This is a genomic window from Iodidimonas gelatinilytica (assembly GCF_008579125.1).
Lineage (GTDB): Bacteria > Pseudomonadota > Alphaproteobacteria > Sphingomonadales > Rhodothalassiaceae > Iodidimonas > Iodidimonas muriae.
In genome coordinates this window covers 15204-32924 of record NZ_BKCL01000005.1, presented here as the reverse complement: position 1 = coordinate 32924, position 17721 = coordinate 15204, and the positions used below count along the sequence as shown (strand labels likewise).

General features: G+C 55.1%; 17 protein-coding genes and 2 pseudogenes. 12 read left to right on the top strand and 7 right to left on the bottom strand.

What is annotated here, in order from left to right:
• Positions 1-15: 15 nt before the first annotated feature.
• Both hemA and JCM17844_RS08050 read right to left on the bottom strand, forming a co-directional pair.
• Positions 16-1230, bottom strand: a complete 1215-nt coding sequence (hemA, locus tag JCM17844_RS08055; protein ID WP_150000486.1) for a 5-aminolevulinate synthase — start codon at positions 1228-1230, stop codon at positions 16-18.
• A 228-nt stretch (positions 1231-1458) separates the two neighbouring features.
• A complete protein-coding gene (locus JCM17844_RS08050; RefSeq protein WP_150000485.1) occupies positions 1459-1971 on the bottom strand; it encodes a MarR family winged helix-turn-helix transcriptional regulator in 513 nt (170 codons plus the stop codon).
• A 174-nt stretch (positions 1972-2145) separates the two neighbouring features.
• Here JCM17844_RS08050 and JCM17844_RS17245 point away from each other — a divergent pair, with 174 nt between their 5' ends.
• Positions 2146-2553, top strand: coding sequence for a GFA family protein (locus tag JCM17844_RS17245; protein ID WP_150000484.1), 408 nt, complete (start codon positions 2146-2148; stop codon positions 2551-2553).
• A gap of 123 nt (positions 2554-2676) precedes the next feature.
• On the opposite strand, the gene mmsB is transcribed toward JCM17844_RS17245, so the two are convergent.
• From mmsB to JCM17844_RS08025, 4 genes are all read right to left on the bottom strand, one after another.
• Positions 2677-3564 carry a 3-hydroxyisobutyrate dehydrogenase gene (mmsB, locus tag JCM17844_RS08040; protein ID WP_150000483.1) on the bottom strand — a complete coding sequence of 296 codons (888 nt, stop codon included), beginning with the start codon at positions 3562-3564 and terminating at the stop codon, positions 2677-2679.
• Between the two features lie 48 nt (positions 3565-3612).
• Entirely contained in the window at positions 3613-4728 is a 1116-nt protein-coding gene (locus JCM17844_RS08035; RefSeq protein WP_150000482.1) for an enoyl-CoA hydratase/isomerase family protein, read from the bottom strand.
• A 172-nt stretch (positions 4729-4900) separates the two neighbouring features.
• Entirely contained in the window at positions 4901-6085 is a 1185-nt protein-coding gene (locus JCM17844_RS08030; protein WP_150000481.1) for an acyl-CoA dehydrogenase family protein, read from the bottom strand.
• Positions 6086-6213: 128 nt separating this feature from the next.
• A complete protein-coding gene (locus JCM17844_RS08025; protein WP_150000480.1) occupies positions 6214-6651 on the bottom strand; it encodes a Ros/MucR family transcriptional regulator in 438 nt (145 codons plus the stop codon).
• A gap of 317 nt (positions 6652-6968) precedes the next feature.
• On the opposite strand from JCM17844_RS08025, the gene rpiB reads away from it, so the two are divergent.
• The 11 genes and pseudogenes from rpiB (at position 6969) to JCM17844_RS17240 (ending at position 17042) form a co-directional block, all read left to right on the top strand.
• Positions 6969-7469, top strand: coding sequence for a ribose 5-phosphate isomerase B (rpiB, locus tag JCM17844_RS08020; RefSeq protein WP_150000479.1), 501 nt, complete (start codon positions 6969-6971; stop codon positions 7467-7469).
• Positions 7454-8763, top strand: a pseudogene (glyA, locus tag JCM17844_RS08015) (serine hydroxymethyltransferase). The gene rpiB and the pseudogene glyA overlap by 16 nt, the downstream one beginning before the upstream one ends.
• Before the next feature lie 67 nt (positions 8764-8830).
• Positions 8831-9310 (top strand): transcriptional regulator NrdR, encoded by a 480-nt coding sequence (gene nrdR / locus JCM17844_RS08010; protein ID WP_150000673.1) that lies wholly within the window; start codon positions 8831-8833, stop codon positions 9308-9310.
• 9 nt (positions 9311-9319) lie between these two features.
• Positions 9320-10396: a bifunctional diaminohydroxyphosphoribosylaminopyrimidine deaminase/5-amino-6-(5-phosphoribosylamino)uracil reductase RibD gene (gene ribD, locus JCM17844_RS08005; protein WP_210431633.1), complete on the top strand. Its 1077-nt coding sequence runs from the start codon at positions 9320-9322 to the stop codon at positions 10394-10396.
• Between the two features lie 17 nt (positions 10397-10413).
• Positions 10414-11022 carry a riboflavin synthase gene (locus tag JCM17844_RS08000; protein WP_150000478.1) on the top strand — a complete coding sequence of 203 codons (609 nt, stop codon included), beginning with the start codon at positions 10414-10416 and terminating at the stop codon, positions 11020-11022.
• A gap of 36 nt (positions 11023-11058) precedes the next feature.
• On the top strand, positions 11059-12150 hold the full coding sequence (gene ribB, locus JCM17844_RS07995; RefSeq protein ID WP_150000477.1) for a 3,4-dihydroxy-2-butanone-4-phosphate synthase: 1092 nt from the start codon (positions 11059-11061) through the stop codon (positions 12148-12150).
• Between the two features lie 38 nt (positions 12151-12188).
• Positions 12189-12647 carry a 6,7-dimethyl-8-ribityllumazine synthase gene (gene ribH, locus JCM17844_RS07990; protein ID WP_150000671.1) on the top strand — a complete coding sequence of 153 codons (459 nt, stop codon included), beginning with the start codon at positions 12189-12191 and terminating at the stop codon, positions 12645-12647.
• Positions 12644-13213 carry a transcription antitermination factor NusB gene (nusB, locus tag JCM17844_RS07985; RefSeq protein ID WP_210431631.1) on the top strand — a complete coding sequence of 190 codons (570 nt, stop codon included), beginning with the start codon at positions 12644-12646 and terminating at the stop codon, positions 13211-13213. Before ribH ends, nusB begins: the two co-directional genes overlap by 4 nt.
• Positions 13195-14151, top strand: a complete 957-nt coding sequence (gene thiL / locus JCM17844_RS07980) for a thiamine-phosphate kinase (protein WP_150000476.1) — start codon at positions 13195-13197, stop codon at positions 14149-14151. The genes nusB and thiL overlap by 19 nt, the downstream gene beginning before the upstream one ends.
• Positions 14152-14203: 52 nt before the next feature.
• Positions 14204-14734 carry a hypothetical protein gene (locus JCM17844_RS07975; RefSeq protein WP_150000475.1) on the top strand — a complete coding sequence of 177 codons (531 nt, stop codon included), beginning with the start codon at positions 14204-14206 and terminating at the stop codon, positions 14732-14734.
• 218 nt (positions 14735-14952) lie between these two features.
• Positions 14953-17042 (top strand): annotated as a pseudogene (locus JCM17844_RS17240) (sodium-translocating pyrophosphatase).
• 147 nt (positions 17043-17189) lie between these two features.
• On the opposite strand, the gene JCM17844_RS07965 reads toward JCM17844_RS17240, so the two are convergent.
• On the bottom strand, positions 17190-17660 hold the full coding sequence (locus JCM17844_RS07965) for an outer membrane protein assembly factor BamE (protein WP_210431628.1): 471 nt from the start codon (positions 17658-17660) through the stop codon (positions 17190-17192).
• Between the last annotated feature and the right edge of the window lie 61 nt (positions 17661-17721).

The window sequence follows — 17721 nt, the reverse complement described above, 5'->3', positions numbered from 1 at the left end:
CGCCATGCGCGGGTTTCAGGCCGCGCGTTTTAGATCAAGACGGGCCCAGATCTGGCTCAAGGCCTTCACCAGATCATCCATCATGGCATCCGTGTGTGTGGGGCCGGGGGTAAGGCGCAAGCGCTCGGTACCGCGTGGCACAGTGGGATAATTGATGGGCTGGACATAGATGGAAAATTCATCCAGCAAGGTATCGGTGACCTGTTTGGTCATCACCGGGTCGCCCACCATCACGGGCACGATATGGCTTTGCGACATCATCACCGGCAAATTCGCATCCAGAAGGCGCTGCTTCAAGGTGGCGGCCCGTTCCTGATGCAGGTTTCGTTCATCCTGACTGGATTTCAAATGACGCACGCTGGCCAAGGCACCTGCGGCCAGAACCGGCGCAAGAGCTGTGGTGAAAATAAAGCCCGCCGCATAAGAACGGACCACATCCACCAAGGCTTGCGAGGCGGCGATATAGCCACCCATCACGCCAAAGGCCTTGCCCAATGTGCCTTCGATCACATCCAGCCGTTCCATCAAGCCTTCGCGGTCGGCAATGCCGCCACCACGGGGGCCATATAGTCCTACCGCATGCACTTCATCCAGATAGGTCATGGCCCCGTATTTATCGGCCAGATCGCAAATTTCAGCGATGGGGGCAATGTCGCCATCCATCGAATACACAGATTCAAAGGCGATCAGCTTGGGGCGTGCCGGATCGGCAGCGGCCAAAAGATCTTCCAGATGGGCCACGTCATTATGGCGGAAAATATGTTTTTCCGCGCCGGAATTGCGCACGCCATGGATCATGGAGGCATGGTTCAACTGATCGGAAAAAACGATGCAGCCGGGCAGCAGCCTTGCCAATGTGGACAGAGTCGCTTCATTGGAAATATAGCCGGAGGTGAACAAAAGCGCGGCTTCTTTGTGGTGTAGATCCGCCAGTTCCTGTTCCAGAAGGACATGATAATGATTGGTTCCGGCGATATTGCGGGTGCCGCCCGCGCCTGCACCGGAATGATCAAGGGCTTCATGCATGGCGGAAATCACAACCTCATGCTGGCCCATGCCCAGATAATCATTGGAGCACCAAACCGTGACAGGGCGCGTATTATCGCTGACACCAAAGCGGTCGGCGCGGGGGAATTCCCCTTTGCGGCGTGCCAGATTTGCGAAGACGCGATATCGACCTTCCGCCTTTACCGCTGAAATTGCGTCCGAGAAAATGCGTTGATAATCCATTTTGTCGTCTCGTTTGCTGCTCGCTTTATGTCGCAAAGGACGTCGGAACTTTGTTTGTATTCTTTATACAGACAAAGAAACGGCGAGGCCAGTAGAGCACGGCCATAGCCTTTCAATAGCAGCTTTAAAGCCCGAGGCAAGATATGAAGCATTGCCTCGGATCATATGTCGCACATGAACAGGATGTGCGTTGGTCATGAAAACACAGGCTGAAAAGCATTTCGGGCATTATACCGCAAAGCGTAAACGGTCACTCCAGAAACGTTCCAGATTACGCAGATTGCGGCGCAGAGCGGTCATTTCATCGGAATTGATCAGACCATCGGCCAATAGCTCATCCAGTTGTTCCAGATACATGCTGTCGATCAGGTCGCGGATCTTATAGCCTTTGTCGGTAAGGGAAATACGCACGGCGCGGCGATCATGTTCGGCCCGCTGATGGTCGATATATCCCATTTCAACCAGTTTTTTGAGATTATAAGACACATTCGAGCCTTGATAATATCCGCGGCTTTTTAATTCGCCCGCGGTCATTTCATGCTCGCCGATATTGTAGACCAGCAGGGCCTGAACCGGGTTGATATCGGAATTTCCTTCCCGGTCCAGATGGTCTTTCAATACATCCAGCAAGCGCCTGTGCAAGCGCTCTACCAGTGCAAGGCAATCAAGAAACAAGGCTTTTGTCTGGGCCTGTGGGGTTTCATCTCCCATCAGACCGGATTTCGCCGGGTGCAACGTCATCCCGCAATTCTCCTGGATATCCTATCTCGTGGACATAGGATAAACGTCAAAATCGAAAGAAAGCCTTAACCCTGTTCATAAGTTTAAGGATTATTTTTAGGCTCAAGATCCATTAATCTGGCAGGCTGCAACCGCCATTGCGATTCCACGTCGAACGAATACGAGTATATCATTATGCCCCCAACCATCGCCGGTTCCTGTTTGTGCGGTACCGTTAAATTTCAGATATCAGGTGAGGTCGAGAGCTTCTTTCTTTGCCATTGCACGCGCTGTCGAAAGGACACGGGGTCTGCACATGCGGCCAATTTGTTTTCATCGAAAGCAACGGTAAATTGGGTTTCTGGTGTTGATAGCATCCAGACTTACCGGGTTCCAAAGACCCGGCATGAAAAAAGCTTTTGCATTAAATGCGGGTCCGCTCTTCCGAATATTCAATTAGAGGGGGCTTTGGTGGTTGTCCCTGCCGGGAGTATTGATAGCGTGATCGACATCTCGCCAAGTGCACATATCTGCTTTGCAAACAGAGCGGCATGGTGCACCGGTTTGGAAAATCTCCCGAAAATTGACGGTCTTCCAGATTAGATTCAATATCACTAAACGGTTGCGGCGCATCCACAGGCGCTATGACCGATGCGCCTGCATCTTCATGCCCGCCATCTGTATCGCCGCAACCATCATTTTCTGGCGCAATCACTGAGTCCTGAGCTAGATGTCTCCGTTGATGCGCTTGAACACGCCCGAGAAATCCAGCCCGCCATAGCCATCTTCGGACAGGGCTGCATAAAGCGCCAAAGACTGGTCTCCCAGATCGGTTTTTGCCTTGACCGATTGCGCGGCATCTTTCGCCAGCCGCAAATCCTTGAGCATCATATCGGTGGCAAAACCCGGCGCATAATCACGATTGGCGGGGGAGGCGGGCACCGGCCCCGGCACCGGACAATAGCTTGTCATCGACCAGCACTGGCCCGAGGATGTGGAGGCAATATCAAAAAACTTTTGATCGGAAAGCCCCAATTTGCGCGCCAGACTAAAGGCTTCCGAAACACCGATCATGGAGATGGCCAGCAGCATGTTGTTGCAGATTTTGGCTGCTTGCCCGGTGCCCGCGTCGCCCGCATGAACGATTTTTGCGCCCATCACTTCCAGAAAGGGTTTTGCTTTTTCAAAAGCGGCTTCAGGGCCGCCGACCATGAAGGTCAGCGTACCCGCTTGTGCCCCGCCAACGCCGCCCGATACCGGCGCATCCACCATATCAAGGCCGGCACCGGCCGCCTCGCCGGCTATAGTCCGTGCGGTTGCCACATCAATGGTAGAGCTGTCGATCAAAAGCGTGCCGGCCTTGACCTTTTTGATCAGGCCTTCCTCGCCACCATAGATTTGGGCCACATGTTTGCCAGCGGGAAGCATGGAAACGATCACCTCGCATGTGGCGATATCGTCAAGCCCGTTTGCCCGGCGTCCTCCGGCTTTGGAAAGTGTGGCCAATTGCTTGTCGCTTAGATCATGGCCCACCACATCATGGCCCGCTTTTACAAGATTGAGGGCCATGGGCAGCCCCATATTTCCAAGTCCGACAAATCCGATAGTCGCCATGATGTGGTCCTTTTTTGGTTATGATGCTTTGCGGCTTAAAAGCAATTTTCAGCCCAGATCCAGTTCACGATCCCCCAGATCAGCGAAATGCGCGGCAATGGCTGTTTTGTCCAGATCGGCCAGACGCGCCGGTGACCATGTGGGATTGCGGTCTTTATCGATCAAAATGGCCCGCACCCCTTCAAAAAAGTCGGTATCCAGTTCCAGAATGCGGTTCACAACGCGATATTCCATCTGCAGGCAGCCGTCCAGATCAAGAGACGCGCCCTTGCGGCCTGCAGCAAAGCTCAGTTCAAGTGATATGGGCGATTTGGCGAGCAAATCTTTATAGCTATTCTGCGCCCATTGGGAGGTGTCCTTTGCCAGAGAGTCGATGATTGCCCCCACGCTGTCTTTTGAGAAATGCTGGCTGATTTGCTGTGTGCGGCCTGCAAGGGTGGGCGTGCCGGGGTCTTGTGCCGCATCGTCCAGAATCACACCCACTTCGGCCAAACCAAGCGGCCCTTGGGATTCGGCAAATTTCGCCTTCAAGTCGATAAGAGAACCGCGCGGGATATAATGGGTGGCAAGGCCAAGATGCAGCATATCCGCCGCTTTGAGGCGCGCCCCTGTAAGTGCCAGATACATGCCCATATGATTGGGCAGACGCGGCAGGATATGCGAACCGCCCACATCCGGGATCAGCCCTAGGGCGGTTTCCGGCATGGCAAACAGGGTTTGTTCGGTGGCCACCCGATACGGGCCATGGGCAGAAATGCCAACGCCGCCGCCCATGGTTACCCCATCCAGCAAGGCAATATAGGGCTTGGGGAAATGGCCGATGGTGCTGTTCATGCGATATTCGTCACGGAAAAATTGCCAGCAATCATCGCTGCCTTCTTTTGCCGATTGGGCCACCTTCACCACATCGCCACCCGCGCAAAAGGCTTTTTCGCCTTCGCCTTCGATGATCACCGCATCAATACCGGGATCTTCAGCCCAAAGATCGAGCTGGTTTTTTACCGCCACACACATCTCCCTGGTGAGAGCATTCAAGGCGCGGGGGCGGTTGAGCAAGATGAATCCGATTTTGCCGCGCTGGGAGAAAAGTACATCGGTAAAGTCTGACACGGTCTGGCCCTTATCTATGATTGGCGGTGCGGTTTCTGTTCTGGCGATCAGCATAATCACCAAAAACGGCGGGGCAAGACCTGTTGAGGCTCAGGCTTTGTTCTGGTGCATTTTTGAAAGGATTGATAAGTTTCGTACCCCGAAGAGGCATCAAGATGAGGGGCAGTGATGGATCTGCCCCTGTTTTTTATTTCGCCCAAGTAGCCGCCTCACCCAAGCAGCCGCCTCACCCAAGCAATCGTCTGGCGGCAATCACCCGCATGATCTCGTTGGTGCCTTCCAGAATCTGATGGACGCGAAGATCCCGCAGCACCCGTTCAATGGGATAATCCATCAAATAGCCGTAACCGCCATGAAGTTGCAGGGCGCGGTTGGCCACATCGAAACCGGTATCGGTGGCAAAGCGCTTGGCCATGGCGGCATATTGGGTGCCGTCCGGCGCTTTTTCCGACACTTTTTGCGCGGCTGCATAAAGCAACAGGCGGGCCGCTTCCAATTCCGTCGCCATATCGGCGATCTTGAATTGGGTGGCCTGAAAATCGGCGATGGGGCGGCCAAATTGCTGGCGTTCCTTCACATAATCAATGGCTGTATCCAGTGCGAATTGCGCTCCGCCAAGGGAACAGGCACCGATATTCAGGCGGCCCCCATCCAGCCCTTGCATGGCGATTTTAAAGCCATCGCCTTCCGCGCCAATCAGATTGGCCACCGGCACACGGCACGCATCGAAATTGACCGATGCTGTAGGCTGTGAATGCCAGCCCAGCTTTCGTTCCTGTGCGCCGAAACTCAGGCCTTCGGTGCCTTTTTCCACGACAATGCAGGAAATGCCCTTGGGGCCTTCGCCGCCGGTGCGCACCATGCACACATAAATATCGGCCCCCATATCGCCCGCTCCGGAAATGAACGCTTTGGCACCATTGAGCACATAATGATCCCCATCGCGCACGGCACGGGTTCGCAAAGAGGCAGCATCAGACCCGGCAGACGGTTCGGTAAGGCAATAGCTGGCAAAGCGCTTCATGCTGGAGAGATCGCCCACCCAGCGCGCCCGTTGTTCATCATTGCCGAATTGGGCAATCATCCAATTGGCCATATTGTGGATGGAAATATAAGCAGCGGTGGAGGGACAGCCATAGGCAAGCTGTTCCATGATCAACGCCGATTCCACCCGGCTCAGGCCAACCCCGCCATGATCTTCACTGACATAAATAGCCGCAAAGCCCAAGTCCGCTGCGGCGCGCATGGCGTCGACGGGGAAGGTTTTTTCTTCATCCCAAAGGGCGGCAAAGGGCAGCAACCGTTCTTGGGCGAACTGGCGGGCCATGTCGCGGATCAGCGATTGTTCTTCGGTTAGATGAAAGTCCACGGCACACCCTTTCTCATTAGCAGCATCGATTGGGCGGACCATAAACAGGTGCGGCGCAAGGTCAATCCTTCGCGCACGCTTGCAAGGATTTGTGACAGCGCGTTCACGTGGTCACGAAAAGCGGATAGGGACAATCAGATGAAAAACAGAGAGGAAATGGCCGGAGCGGATCAGCGCTTTTTACGGCCACCGCGCCCGCTTCTGCCAAGGCCGATCTGTTTGGCAAATTCCGACCGCCGCTTGGCATAGCTGGGGGCGACCATTGGATAATCGGCAGGCAGATCCCATTTCGCCCGATATTCATCCGGGGTCATATTATATTTGGACCGCAAATAGCGCTTCAGCATTTTCAGCTTCTTGCCATCTTCCAGGCAAATGATGAAATCGTCGGTAATGGATTTCTTGGTAGCAACAGCAGGCTTTTGCGGCTCTGCCTGGGGGGCTGCTGTATCATGGGCAAGCGTATGAAGGCTGCGATGAACGGACGCGATGATCTCCGGTATTTGCGAAGGCGGTACCGGATTGTTGCTGATATAAGCGGTTACAATATCGGTAACCCGGTTCAGATTTTCTGAGTCTAGTTGATTTTTCTCATTGCTATCAATCATCTCGCGTCATCCTGAAACTGCAAAGTATGGGTCACTTCATACAATATAGAAAAATTCGTTCAAGAAGTATTAGATTTTGTAATATTTTGTATTGTTAATTTGTATTAACTATCTTTCACGCGCGTCTTTACACGACATTTTCTTGAAAGATGTACTTTGTATTCTTGGAAGGAGCCATTTAAGAAATGTTTCATCATGGCGGGTTTGATATGCCAGTGGTTGCTTGGCGGGATTGAAAAGCTTGTGGTATGACCGCAGCAAGGCGTATGCGATAATACGCATATCTGATTCTTCTTGTTGATCGGGAAAGTGTCGCTATGGCTGAACACAGCATTGTCGTCGCCGCAGACCATGCGGGATTGGCTTTGAAAACACAGTTGATCGCCCATCTGGAAACGCGCGGTTGGACGGTGGTGGATCTGGGGACCCACAATGGGGAGTCGGTGGATTATCCCGATTATGGGCATGCTTTGGCCAAGGCCATTGCGGAAGGACGCGCTCCTTTCGGGCTGGTTGTGTGCGGCTCGGGGATTGGTATTTCCATTGCCGCCAACCGTCATCCGTCTGTGCGATGCGCTTTATGTAGCGAGCCGCTATCGGCGCAATTGGCGCGTCAGCATAATGATGCCAATGTATTGGCCTTGGGCGGTCGTTTGATCGGAGAGGCGATGGCCACCACAATTCTGGATGCGTTTCTCGACACGCCGTTTGAAGGGGGACGCCATCAGCGCCGGTTGATAAACTTGGTAGCGTTCCACAAGAGACATCGTGCTGATCGACAGCGAAAAAAGGAAAAGGCTTTATGTCTACCACCCTGAAGAGTGTTTCCCGATCCGATATGGATGGATTTTTCGATGCGTCTTTGGCCCAGTCCGATCCTGATCTTGCCGCCGCAATCAAGAATGAACTTGGCCGTCAGCAGTCGCAGATCGAGCTGATTGCCTCGGAAAACATTGTCAGCCGTGCAGTTTTGGAAGCGCAAGGTTCGGTGCTGACCAATAAATATGCCGAAGGCTATCCCGGCCGCCGCTATTATCAGGGCTGCGAGCATGTGGATGTTGCGGAAAAGCTGGCCATTGACCGGGCCAAAAAGCTGTTCAACTGCGCCTTTGTGAATGTCCAGCCCCATTCCGGTGCCCAAGCCAATGGGGCGGTGATGCTGGCGCTTTTGCAGCCGGGCGATACCATTTTGGGCATGTCTTTGGATGCGGGTGGCCATTTGACCCACGGGGCAAAGCCTGCGCTTTCGGGGAAATGGTTCAATGCGGTGCAATATGGTGTGCGCCGTGAAGATGGCTTGATCGATTATGATGAAGTGCAGTCTTTGGCGCGTCAGCATAAGCCGCGTATGATTATCGCCGGTGGGTCGGCCTATTCGCGCCATATTGATTTTGCCCGCTTCCGCGAGATTGCCGATTCTGTAGACGCCTATCTGTTCGTGGATATGGCGCATTTTGCCGGATTGGTTGCGGGCGGTGTGCATCCAAGCCCCTTGCCCCATGCCCATGTGGTGACCACCACCACCCATAAAACCCTGCGCGGCCCCCGTGGCGGATGATTTTGTCCAATGATGAAGATCTGGGGAAAAAGATCAATTCGGCGGTGTTTCCCGGCCTTCAGGGCGGCCCCTTGATGCATGTGATTGCGGCAAAAGCGGTGGCCTTTGGTGAGGCCTTGCGCCCCGGTTTCAAGGCATATGCGGCATCGGTGGTGGAAAACGCCCAGGCCTTGGGTGAGCGTTTGCGGGAAAAAGGCTTTGATCTGGTGTCGGGAGGAACCGATACGCATCTGGTTCTGGTGGACCTGCGGCCCAAGGGCATTACCGGCAAGGCAGCCGATGAAGCATTGGAACGCTCGGGCATTACCTGCAATAAAAACGGCGTTCCCTTCGATCCGCAAAAACCATTTATCACATCCGGCATCCGCCTTGGCACACCGGCCTGTACCACGCGGGGCTTCGGGATATCCGAATTCCAGCTTGTGGGCGATTGGATCACGGAAATTCTTGAAGGTCTGGCCCGGAATGGTGCGGATAATGGAGCCATCGAAGCGGATGTGCGAGGCCGGGTGAAAGCCTTGTGTAAAAAATTCCCCATCTATTCCGGGTTTTGATCCACGCTTTTTGATTTCGGCCCGGCCTTTACGCTATTGATCCGGGATTTGCGACAAGGGAGACATGATGCGCTGCCCATTTTGCGGAAATGAAGATACGCAAGTCAAAGATAGCCGACCCACAGAAGATCGCTCGGCCATTCGTCGCCGTCGGTTTTGTCCGGGCTGTGCGGCGCGCTTTACCACTTTTGAGCGGGTGCAGTTGCGCGAATTGATTGTGCTCAAGCGCAGTGGGCGGCGTGTTCCCTTTGAACGGGATAAGCTGCAACGGTCCATTGACATTGCCTTGCGCAAGCGCCCTGTGGAGCCGGATCGGGTGGAGCGTATGGTCAATGGCTTGGTGCGCAGGTTGGAATCCTTGGGCGAAAGCGAGGTGGAAACCGATGCCATCGGCGAGTTGGTGATGGATGCGCTTTCCAATCTCGATCAGGTGGCCTATGTGCGCTATGCCTCGGTCTATCGGAATTTTCGCGAAGCACAGGATTTCGAGAATTTCCTCTCCACCTTGCAAGGGGATGAGGAAAAACCCGCCCCGCTTGACGATTAGGCCGATGCCGTGATTGCGCCGCCCGACCCGACATTTATGGACATGGCCTTGCGCCTTGGGGCGCGGGGTTTGGGGCGGGTTGCCCCCAATCCGGCGGTGGGCTGTGTGATCGTGCGGGATGGCCATGTGGTGGGGCGCGGTTGGACGGCACCGGGCGGCAGGCCCCATGCGGAAACCGTGGCGCTGGCACAGGCCGGTGCGGCGGCAAAGGGCGCAACCGCCTATGTTACCTTGGAGCCTTGTGCCCATCATGGCCGCACGCCCCCTTGTGCCGATGCCTTGATTGCTGCCGGAATTTCTCATGTCGTGGTGGCGGTGGGGGACCCTGATCCGCGCACCAATGGCCAAGGCATTGCCCGTTTGCGCAAGGCCGGGATTCGGGTGGATATGGGGCTGCTTGGGGATCGCGCCGCCGATAGCCATCAGGGGTTTTTCCTGAAGGTGCGTGAGAGCCGTCCGATGATTGCGTGCAAGATCGCTCAATCTTTGGACGGGTGTATCGCCAGCAGCACCGGCCACAGCAAATGGATTACCGGCGATGCGGCCCGCCAATATGGGCATATGCTACGCGCCAGCCATGACGCCATTTTGGTTGGCGCTGGCACCTATCGCGCTGACCGGCCATCTTTGGATTGTCGGGTGTCGGGGCTGGAAGACCGCTCTCCCCAAAAAATTCTGATGACCTCTGATCCGCCTGCCGATTTGCCCCGATATTGGTGGAGCACCGTCAAAAATACGGAAAAAAATGCAGATTGTGCCGATCAAGAAGCCCGAGGACAGATCATTCCCGTTGATGCAGATGAAGTCGGCCACCCTTGTGTCAAAGATCTGGCCCATAAGCTGGGGCAAAGGGGGATCACCCGGCTTTTGGTTGAAGGAGGGGCTTTGATCACGGCCGCGTTTTTGCGGGCAGGGCTGGTGGATCGGCTTTATCTTTATACGGCGCCCAAGCTGATCGGTGCAGATGGACGGGCTTCCGTTGCGGGGCTGTCTGTTCAGGATGTGATGGCGGATGCCCCGCATTTTCGCAAGATTTCCGAACGGACCCTTGGCGAAGACGCTTTGTCGGTTTATGTACGCGCCTGACCATATAAGGAGCTTAGATGTTCACAGGAATTGTCACCGATGTGGGGCGTATCCGCTCGGTTGAGCAAAAAGGCGATGTGCGCATCGTGATCGAAACGGCTTATGACACTCAAAGCATCGATCTTGGGGCGTCCATTGCTTGTGCGGGTGTGTGCCTGACAGTGGTGGATAAGGGGCAGGATCAATCAACGGGCTGGTTTGCCGTGGATGTAAGCCGGGAAACCTTGTCCTGCACGGCTTTGGGCGATTGGCGGCCCGGTGTGGCTGTGAATCTTGAACGCTCTTTGCGGGTTGGCGATGAAATGGGCGGCCATATCGTTAGTGGCCATGTGGACGGGGTGGGGGAAATCCTTGAAATCACTCCCAAGGCAGGCTCGAAAGAGATTTTGTTTTCCATGCCCGATGATATCGCTCCCTATATCGCCCGCAAGGGGTCGGTCACGGTGAATGGTGTGTCCTTGACGGTGAATGCGGTGTCCAATCCGCCCGGTGCAGCTTTTTCGGTGAATATAATCCCGCACACTTTGATGGAAACGTCCTTTCGTGATGCTGGTGAAGGCGACCGGGTGAATCTGGAAATTGATATTCTTGCGCGTTATCTCGCCCGACTTTCAGGCCGTGATTGACGTTTGAGCGCGAGTGACTATTGGAAAGGGACGTGAATGTCCGAGAGTTTTTTGTCCAGCATCGAAGAGGTAATCGAAGATGCCCGTAATGGACGCATGTTCATTCTGGTGGACGATGAAGACCGGGAAAATGAGGGTGATCTGATTATCCCGGCACAAATGGCAACGCCTGAAGCGATCAATTTCATGGCCAAACATGGCCGGGGCCTCATTTGCCTGTCCCTGACCCGGCAGCGGGCGGAAGATCTCGGTTTGTCCTTGATGAGCCAGGAAAATGCCAGCCGCCATCAAACCGCCTTCACCGTTTCTATCGAAGCCCGCGAAGGGGTGACAACGGGGATTTCCGCCGCGGATCGCGCCCGGACCATTCAGGTGGCCATTGATAGCGCCCGTGGCCGCGATGATCTGGCAACGCCGGGCCATGTGTTTCCACTGGTGGCCCGCGATGGCGGGGTTCTGGTGCGCGCCGGCCATACGGAAGCCTCGGTGGATATTTCACGGCTGGCGGGGCTTAATCCCTCGTCGGTGATCTGCGAGATCATGAATGAAGACGGCACCATGGCGCGGTTGCCCGATCTGATGGGCTTTGCGCAGCTTCATGGGCTGAAAGTGGCCACCATCCGCGATCTGATTGCTTATCGCCTCAAGAATGACAGCCTTGTGGATGCGGTAAGCGAAACCGAAATCACCAGCCTTTATGGCGGCGAATGGCATATGAAGACCTATGTCAATCGCGCCGAATATGCGGAGCATATTGTTTTGGTGAAGGGGGATCTGAGCGGACCCGACCCGGTCTTGGTGCGGATGCATGCCATCAGCCTGTTTGATGATATTCTGGCCGAAGATAATGGCCGGGCCGGACAGCTGCATCAGGCCATGCGCTGTATCGGCAAGGAAGGGCGCGGTATTGTGGTGATTATCCGCGATGTGCGGCCTGATCGCCTGACGCAGGAAATGCAGGCCCGCAGCATGCCTAAGAAAAAGCAAGCGGTGGCGACGGCAGCCGCCTTGCGGGATTATGGCATCGGGGCGCAGATTCTTTTGGATCTTGGTGTGCGTGATCTTGTGCTTTTATCCAATACGCAACATAACATCGTTGGACTTGAGGCTATGGCCTCAATATCGTAGAACAACGCACCATCCCCTTAGACGGCTGATTGAACATAATGGCAGATCCCTTGAACCTATTGATCGTAGAAGCGCGCTTTTACGAAGACCTCGCCGATGAGCTTTATGCTGGCGCCGCAGAATTTTTAAACGCCAAGGGCGTGCATGTGGACCGCATTCAGGTTCCCGGCACCTTTGAAATTCCTGCCGCTATCGCCTTTGCCGATCAAGCGAGGAAAAACGGCACCGGCCCGCATTATGATGCCTATGTGGCTTTGGGTGTCGTTATTCGTGGCGAAACCAGCCACTATGATTATGTGTGCGGGGAAAGTGCGCGGGGCTTGCAAGATCTGGCTATCCGCGACCATCTGGCCATAGGCTATGGCATATTGACCGTGGAAAATGACGATCAGGCATGGGCCCGGGCCGATCGCAAGCGCGGCAATAAAGGCCGTGCCGCCAGTGAAGCGGCGTTGGCAATGGCGGGTTTGAAACGGCGTTTTGGAGTGAAGGCATGACCGAGAAGCAAGCCGCACAAGGCCCGGCACGGCCCCGCAAGGGAAAGAAGCCATCCGGTGGGGCGCGTTCAGCGGCGCGGCTTGGTGCGGTTCAGGCACTGTATCAGCTTGAGCACAATCCCGATGCCGATCCACGCCATGTGGTTACAGAATTTCGCGCCTTTCGTTTGGGGCGGGAAATCGAAGGCGATCAATATGCGGATGCGGACCAGAATCTGTTCGCCGATATTGTGCTGGGAACCATCGAACAGGTGCACAGCATCGATGACAAGCTGAAAGGCGCATTGGCTGCCAATTGGCCGCTGGATCGGCTGGAATCGGTGTTGCGGGCGATCCTGCGTGCTGCCACCTATGAACTGACCGCGCGTCCCGATGTGCCCACGGCTGTGGTCATCAATGAATATATGGATGTGGCCCATGCCTTTTTTGACGGGGCAGAGCCGCTTTCGCCAATGGAGTGCTGGACCGGCTGGCCCGCGATATCCGGTCCTGAGCTTTTTCGCCAAGAGCGCGAAAACAAGGCGGGTTTGGATCGGGGATTTGACGGATGGATGAATTTTCTCTGATCGACACCATTTTTTCCCGCTTGACCACAAGCGGTTCCCCCGCCCTTGGTTTGGGGGATGATGCGGCCCTTTTTTCACCGCCCGATGGCTATGATCTGGTGGTCACCAAAGACATGATGGTGTCGGGGCGGCATTTTTTCTCCAGCGATCCAATGGATCTGGTGGCACGCAAATTATTGCGGGTGAACCTGTCCGATCTGGCGGCCATGGGGGCAAAGCCTTTGGGCTATTTGTTGGGCTTGGCCTTTCCGGATAAATTGGATAGCGGCCTTGCCACAGAGCTTTCCAAGGGGCTTTTGGAAGATCAGAAAGAATTCGGCATCGCTCTTTATGGGGGCGATACGGTATCCGGGGCGGGCAAACTTGTCTTGTCATTGACCGCCATTGGATATGTGGAAAAAGGGCAGGCTTTGCGCAGGAACGGTGCCAAGCCGGGGGATCTGGTTTTTGTAAGCGGCACCATCGGTGATGCGGCCCTTGGCCTTAAATGCCTTTTGGGGGGCTGTCCCTCTGATGTGGCGCTGGTCCGTCGCTATCATGTGCCAGTGCCGCGATTGGCCTTGGGCGCGAATCTTGTGGGCCTTGCCAGTGCCGCCCTTGATATTTCCGATGGAATGATTGCCGATCTGGGCCATATATGTGCGCAAAGCCGGGTGGGGATGCGCATTGAGGCGCGCCGCGTGCCTTTGTCTGATGCCGCGCGACATATGCTTGCGGATACCCCCGATCTTTTGCGCACGGTGCTGACCGGCGGGGATGATTATGAGCTGGCCTTTACCGCCCCGCCAGAAAATGCCGATGCGATAAAGGCTGCCGCAAAATCGGCCAATGTGCCGATTATGGACATTGGTATGGTGGAAAAGGGCGATGCGTTGATTGTGGTGGAAGAAGACGGCACAAGCCGGGCGTGGGGAGCGGGCGGCTTTCGGCATCCTTGATACCATAAACAGATGATCGCATGATCATTAAGAAGAAACGGAGAAAACGGTAATGGCAGAAAAAGACGCGGTGGAATTGGAAGCGGGTGGTCGTCCGCGGGGGCTGCTTTTTCTGGTGGCGGGCATTGTTGGCGGGGTGCTGATCGGCGGAGCTGCGGTTTTCTTCTTTCTTTCCGGCGGGGATGATAGCGCAAGCGTGCAAGATGAAGCTGCCATCGAAGAACAGGCACAGGCCGCCAAGGAAAAGGCGGAAAAGAAGATCGATCTTCTGGTGGTGCCGGTGCGGCGTTTTGCTTTGCCCTTGATCGATGGCGATAACCGGATTCTTGGCTATATGTGGGTGGATCTGGCGTTTGAAGTGGATGGCCCGGATAACCAGTCCTATGTGGCCGCACGTTTGCCGGAATTACGCGATGGCTTTTTGCGCGATCTCAATAGCCGGCAGACCACGCAGGCCGATCGCCCCGGCGCTCTGGATTTCGATCTGGTCCATGATCGCCTTTTAGAAATGACCCATCAGGTGATGGGGAAGGGCCATGTGCTGAATGTGCGCATCACCAATGCCCAGCGGGTTCCTGAATAATCTTTGATCCCGGCTTTCCCCTGTTTTTGTTTTTTAATTTTACTCGTTCAGATGTCTTTTGGCATCTTGCGCATGGAAAAACCTGCCCCTAAGCTCAATTGATCCAAAAGCCGCATAAAAAACAATCAGCGGCATGCGGCCCTTTTTGGGCCTGCATAAAAAAGATGGGCCGTGCCTTTGGCGCGTTTCACTGGATCATATATAGGGGAGAAGCGTTCATGCCAGTTTTATATGTGGCCATAACGGGGGGTATTCTTGCCATCGTTTATGGTATCTGGGCGACCCGATCGGTGCTGTCCGCCGATGCCGGGAATGACCGGATGAAGGAAATTGCCGGATATATTCAGGTTGCTGCGGGGGCTTATCTTAATCGCCAATATCGGGCCATTGCTCTGGTGGGTGTGACCGTGGCGGTCTTGCTGTTCATTTTTCTCAAACTTTGGCCTGCCATCGGCTTTGTCCTGGGGGCCGTGCTTTCGGGTGCCGCCGGTTATATCGGCATGCTGATTTCCGTGCGCGCCAATGTGCGCACCACTCAGGGCGCTATGGAAAGCCTGCAAAAAGGGCTGTCCATTGCCTTTCGCGCTGGTGCTGTCACCGGCATGCTGGTTGCCGGTCTCGCCCTTTTGGCGGTGGCGGGATATTATACCTTCCTCACCCATGTCATGGGATTTGATGCCACCAGCCGTATCGTGATCGATAGCCTTGTGGCTTTGGGCTTTGGCGCATCGTTGATTTCTATTTTCGCCCGTCTTGGCGGCGGCATCTTCACCAAAGGTGCGGATGTGGGGGCCGATCTTGTGGGCAAGGTGGAAGCCGGTATCCCTGAAGACGACCCGCGCAATCCGGCCGTGATCGCCGATAATGTGGGGGATAATGTGGGCGATTGCGCTGGCATGGCCGCGGATTTGTTTGAAACCTATGTGGTGACGGTGGGTGCGACCATGGTTTTGTCGGCGCTGTTCTTGAAAAGCGGCGCGGTCGAATTGATGTCCTTGCCGCTGATCATCGGCGGCGTGTGTATCGTCACGTCGATCATCGGCACGTTCTTTGTGAAACTGGGGGCAAAGCAATCTATCATGGGGCTCTTTACAAGGGGTTCGGCGTGACCACCTTCTTGTCATTGATTGCCATTTATTTTGCCATGGATTGGGCGCTTGGGGCCGAAGGCTTGCAACAAGTGTTCGCCACCGATGACCGCAGCTTCACCGGTATGGATCTGTATCTGTGCGGTGTGGTGGGCTTGGTTGTTACCGGGCTTTTGATCTTTATCACCGAATATTACACCTCGACGGACTATCGGCCGGTACGCTCTATCGCCAAGGCATCGGAAACAGGGCATGCCACCAATGTCATTCAGGGCCTTGCCGTTTCATTGGAAGCGACCGCTTTGCCGGTGCTGGTGATTTCTGCCGGAATTATTATCGCTTACAGCCTTGCCGGTGTGTTGGGGCTTGGCTTTGCCGCAACGGCGATGCTGGCCTTGGCAGGCATGGTGGTGGCGCTGGATGCCTATGGTCCGGTGACCGATAATGCCGGCGGTATTGCGGAAATGGCCGATCTGGACGATAGCGTGCGAGAACGCACCGATGCGCTGGATGCGGTGGGGAATACCACAAAGGCGGTGACCAAGGGCTATGCCATTGGGTCGGCTGCACTGGCCGCATTGGTTTTGTTTTCGGCCTATACGGCGGATATCGAAACCTATTTCTCTGGCTTGACCGTCGATTTCAGCCTTTCCAATCCTTATGTGGTTGTGGGGCTGTTTCTGGGGGCTTTGCTGCCCTATCTGTTCGGCGCCATGGGCATGACGGCCGTGGGCCGTGCCGGTGGGGCTGTGGTGGAAGAGGTGCGCCGCCAGTTCCGTGAAAAACCGGGAATTATGCTGGGCACCGAAAAGCCCGATTATGCACGGTCGGTGGATCTTTTGACAAAAGCGGCGATCAAGGAAATGATTTTGCCGTCTTTGTTGCCGGTTCTGGCACCGATTGTCGTATATGTGGTGATCAACCAGATCGCAGGGCAGGCGCTGGCCTTTTCCGCTGTGGGGGCGCTGCTTTTGGGGGTGATTGTGTCTGGATTGTTCGTGGCGATTTCCATGACTGCCGGTGGTGGGGCATGGGATAATGCCAAGAAATATATCGAAGACGGCAATCATGGCGGCAAAGGGTCGGAAGCCCATAAAGCCGCTGTCACCGGCGATACGGTGGGCGATCCTTATAAGGATACCGCCGGCCCTGCGGTGAACCCGATGATCAAAATCACCAATATCGTGGCTTTGTTGTTGCTGGCTTTCTTGTCTCATTAAGCCTGGAGCAACAGCGAAACTCCTAAGGCCAAGAAAAAAGCGCCCTGCATTTTGTGCGGGGCGCTTGTCTTTTTGTTTGCGTTTATTTTCCGGCCTGCGGCTTGCCTATAGGTGCTTGAAGAGGTTTTAGGCTGCAGATGGGGAATGTCAGGTGCCCGGTGGGCGACCGCCGCCTCCGGTTGGGCCGCCCGGTCCAACGCGCCCGATGCCACGTAATAATTGTTCGAAAAATCCAAGGGTTTTACCACGGATCGGCGTGATGGCATTACGCGGGTCGATTTCTTGAGAATCGGCCAGATCATAGCGCCTTACATCGGCAACGGTGCCGCCATCATCGAATTGCACCTCGATCACCAATTGGGACAAGGGCCGTTCTTCAATGAAGCCTCGTGTCACTGTGTCGCGGGAAATATAGTACCAAACCTCATCCCCAAAGGCACTGGTGATCGAGGGTGTTCCCATCATTTCCTGCACGGAATTGCGGTTATCGACACCGGGGGAAATGGCCTCGGCCAATTCTTCATCCACCACATAGCCGCGCGTTTGCACAGCGGTGGTGCATGCAGAAAGCAGGCTTCCTGCGATGATCGTTGCCGCCATATTTTTGAAAATGGACATCTTCCGAACGCCTGTCATGTACGCAATCACCGCAAAAGAAAAAAGCCTTTGCTTGACCTTT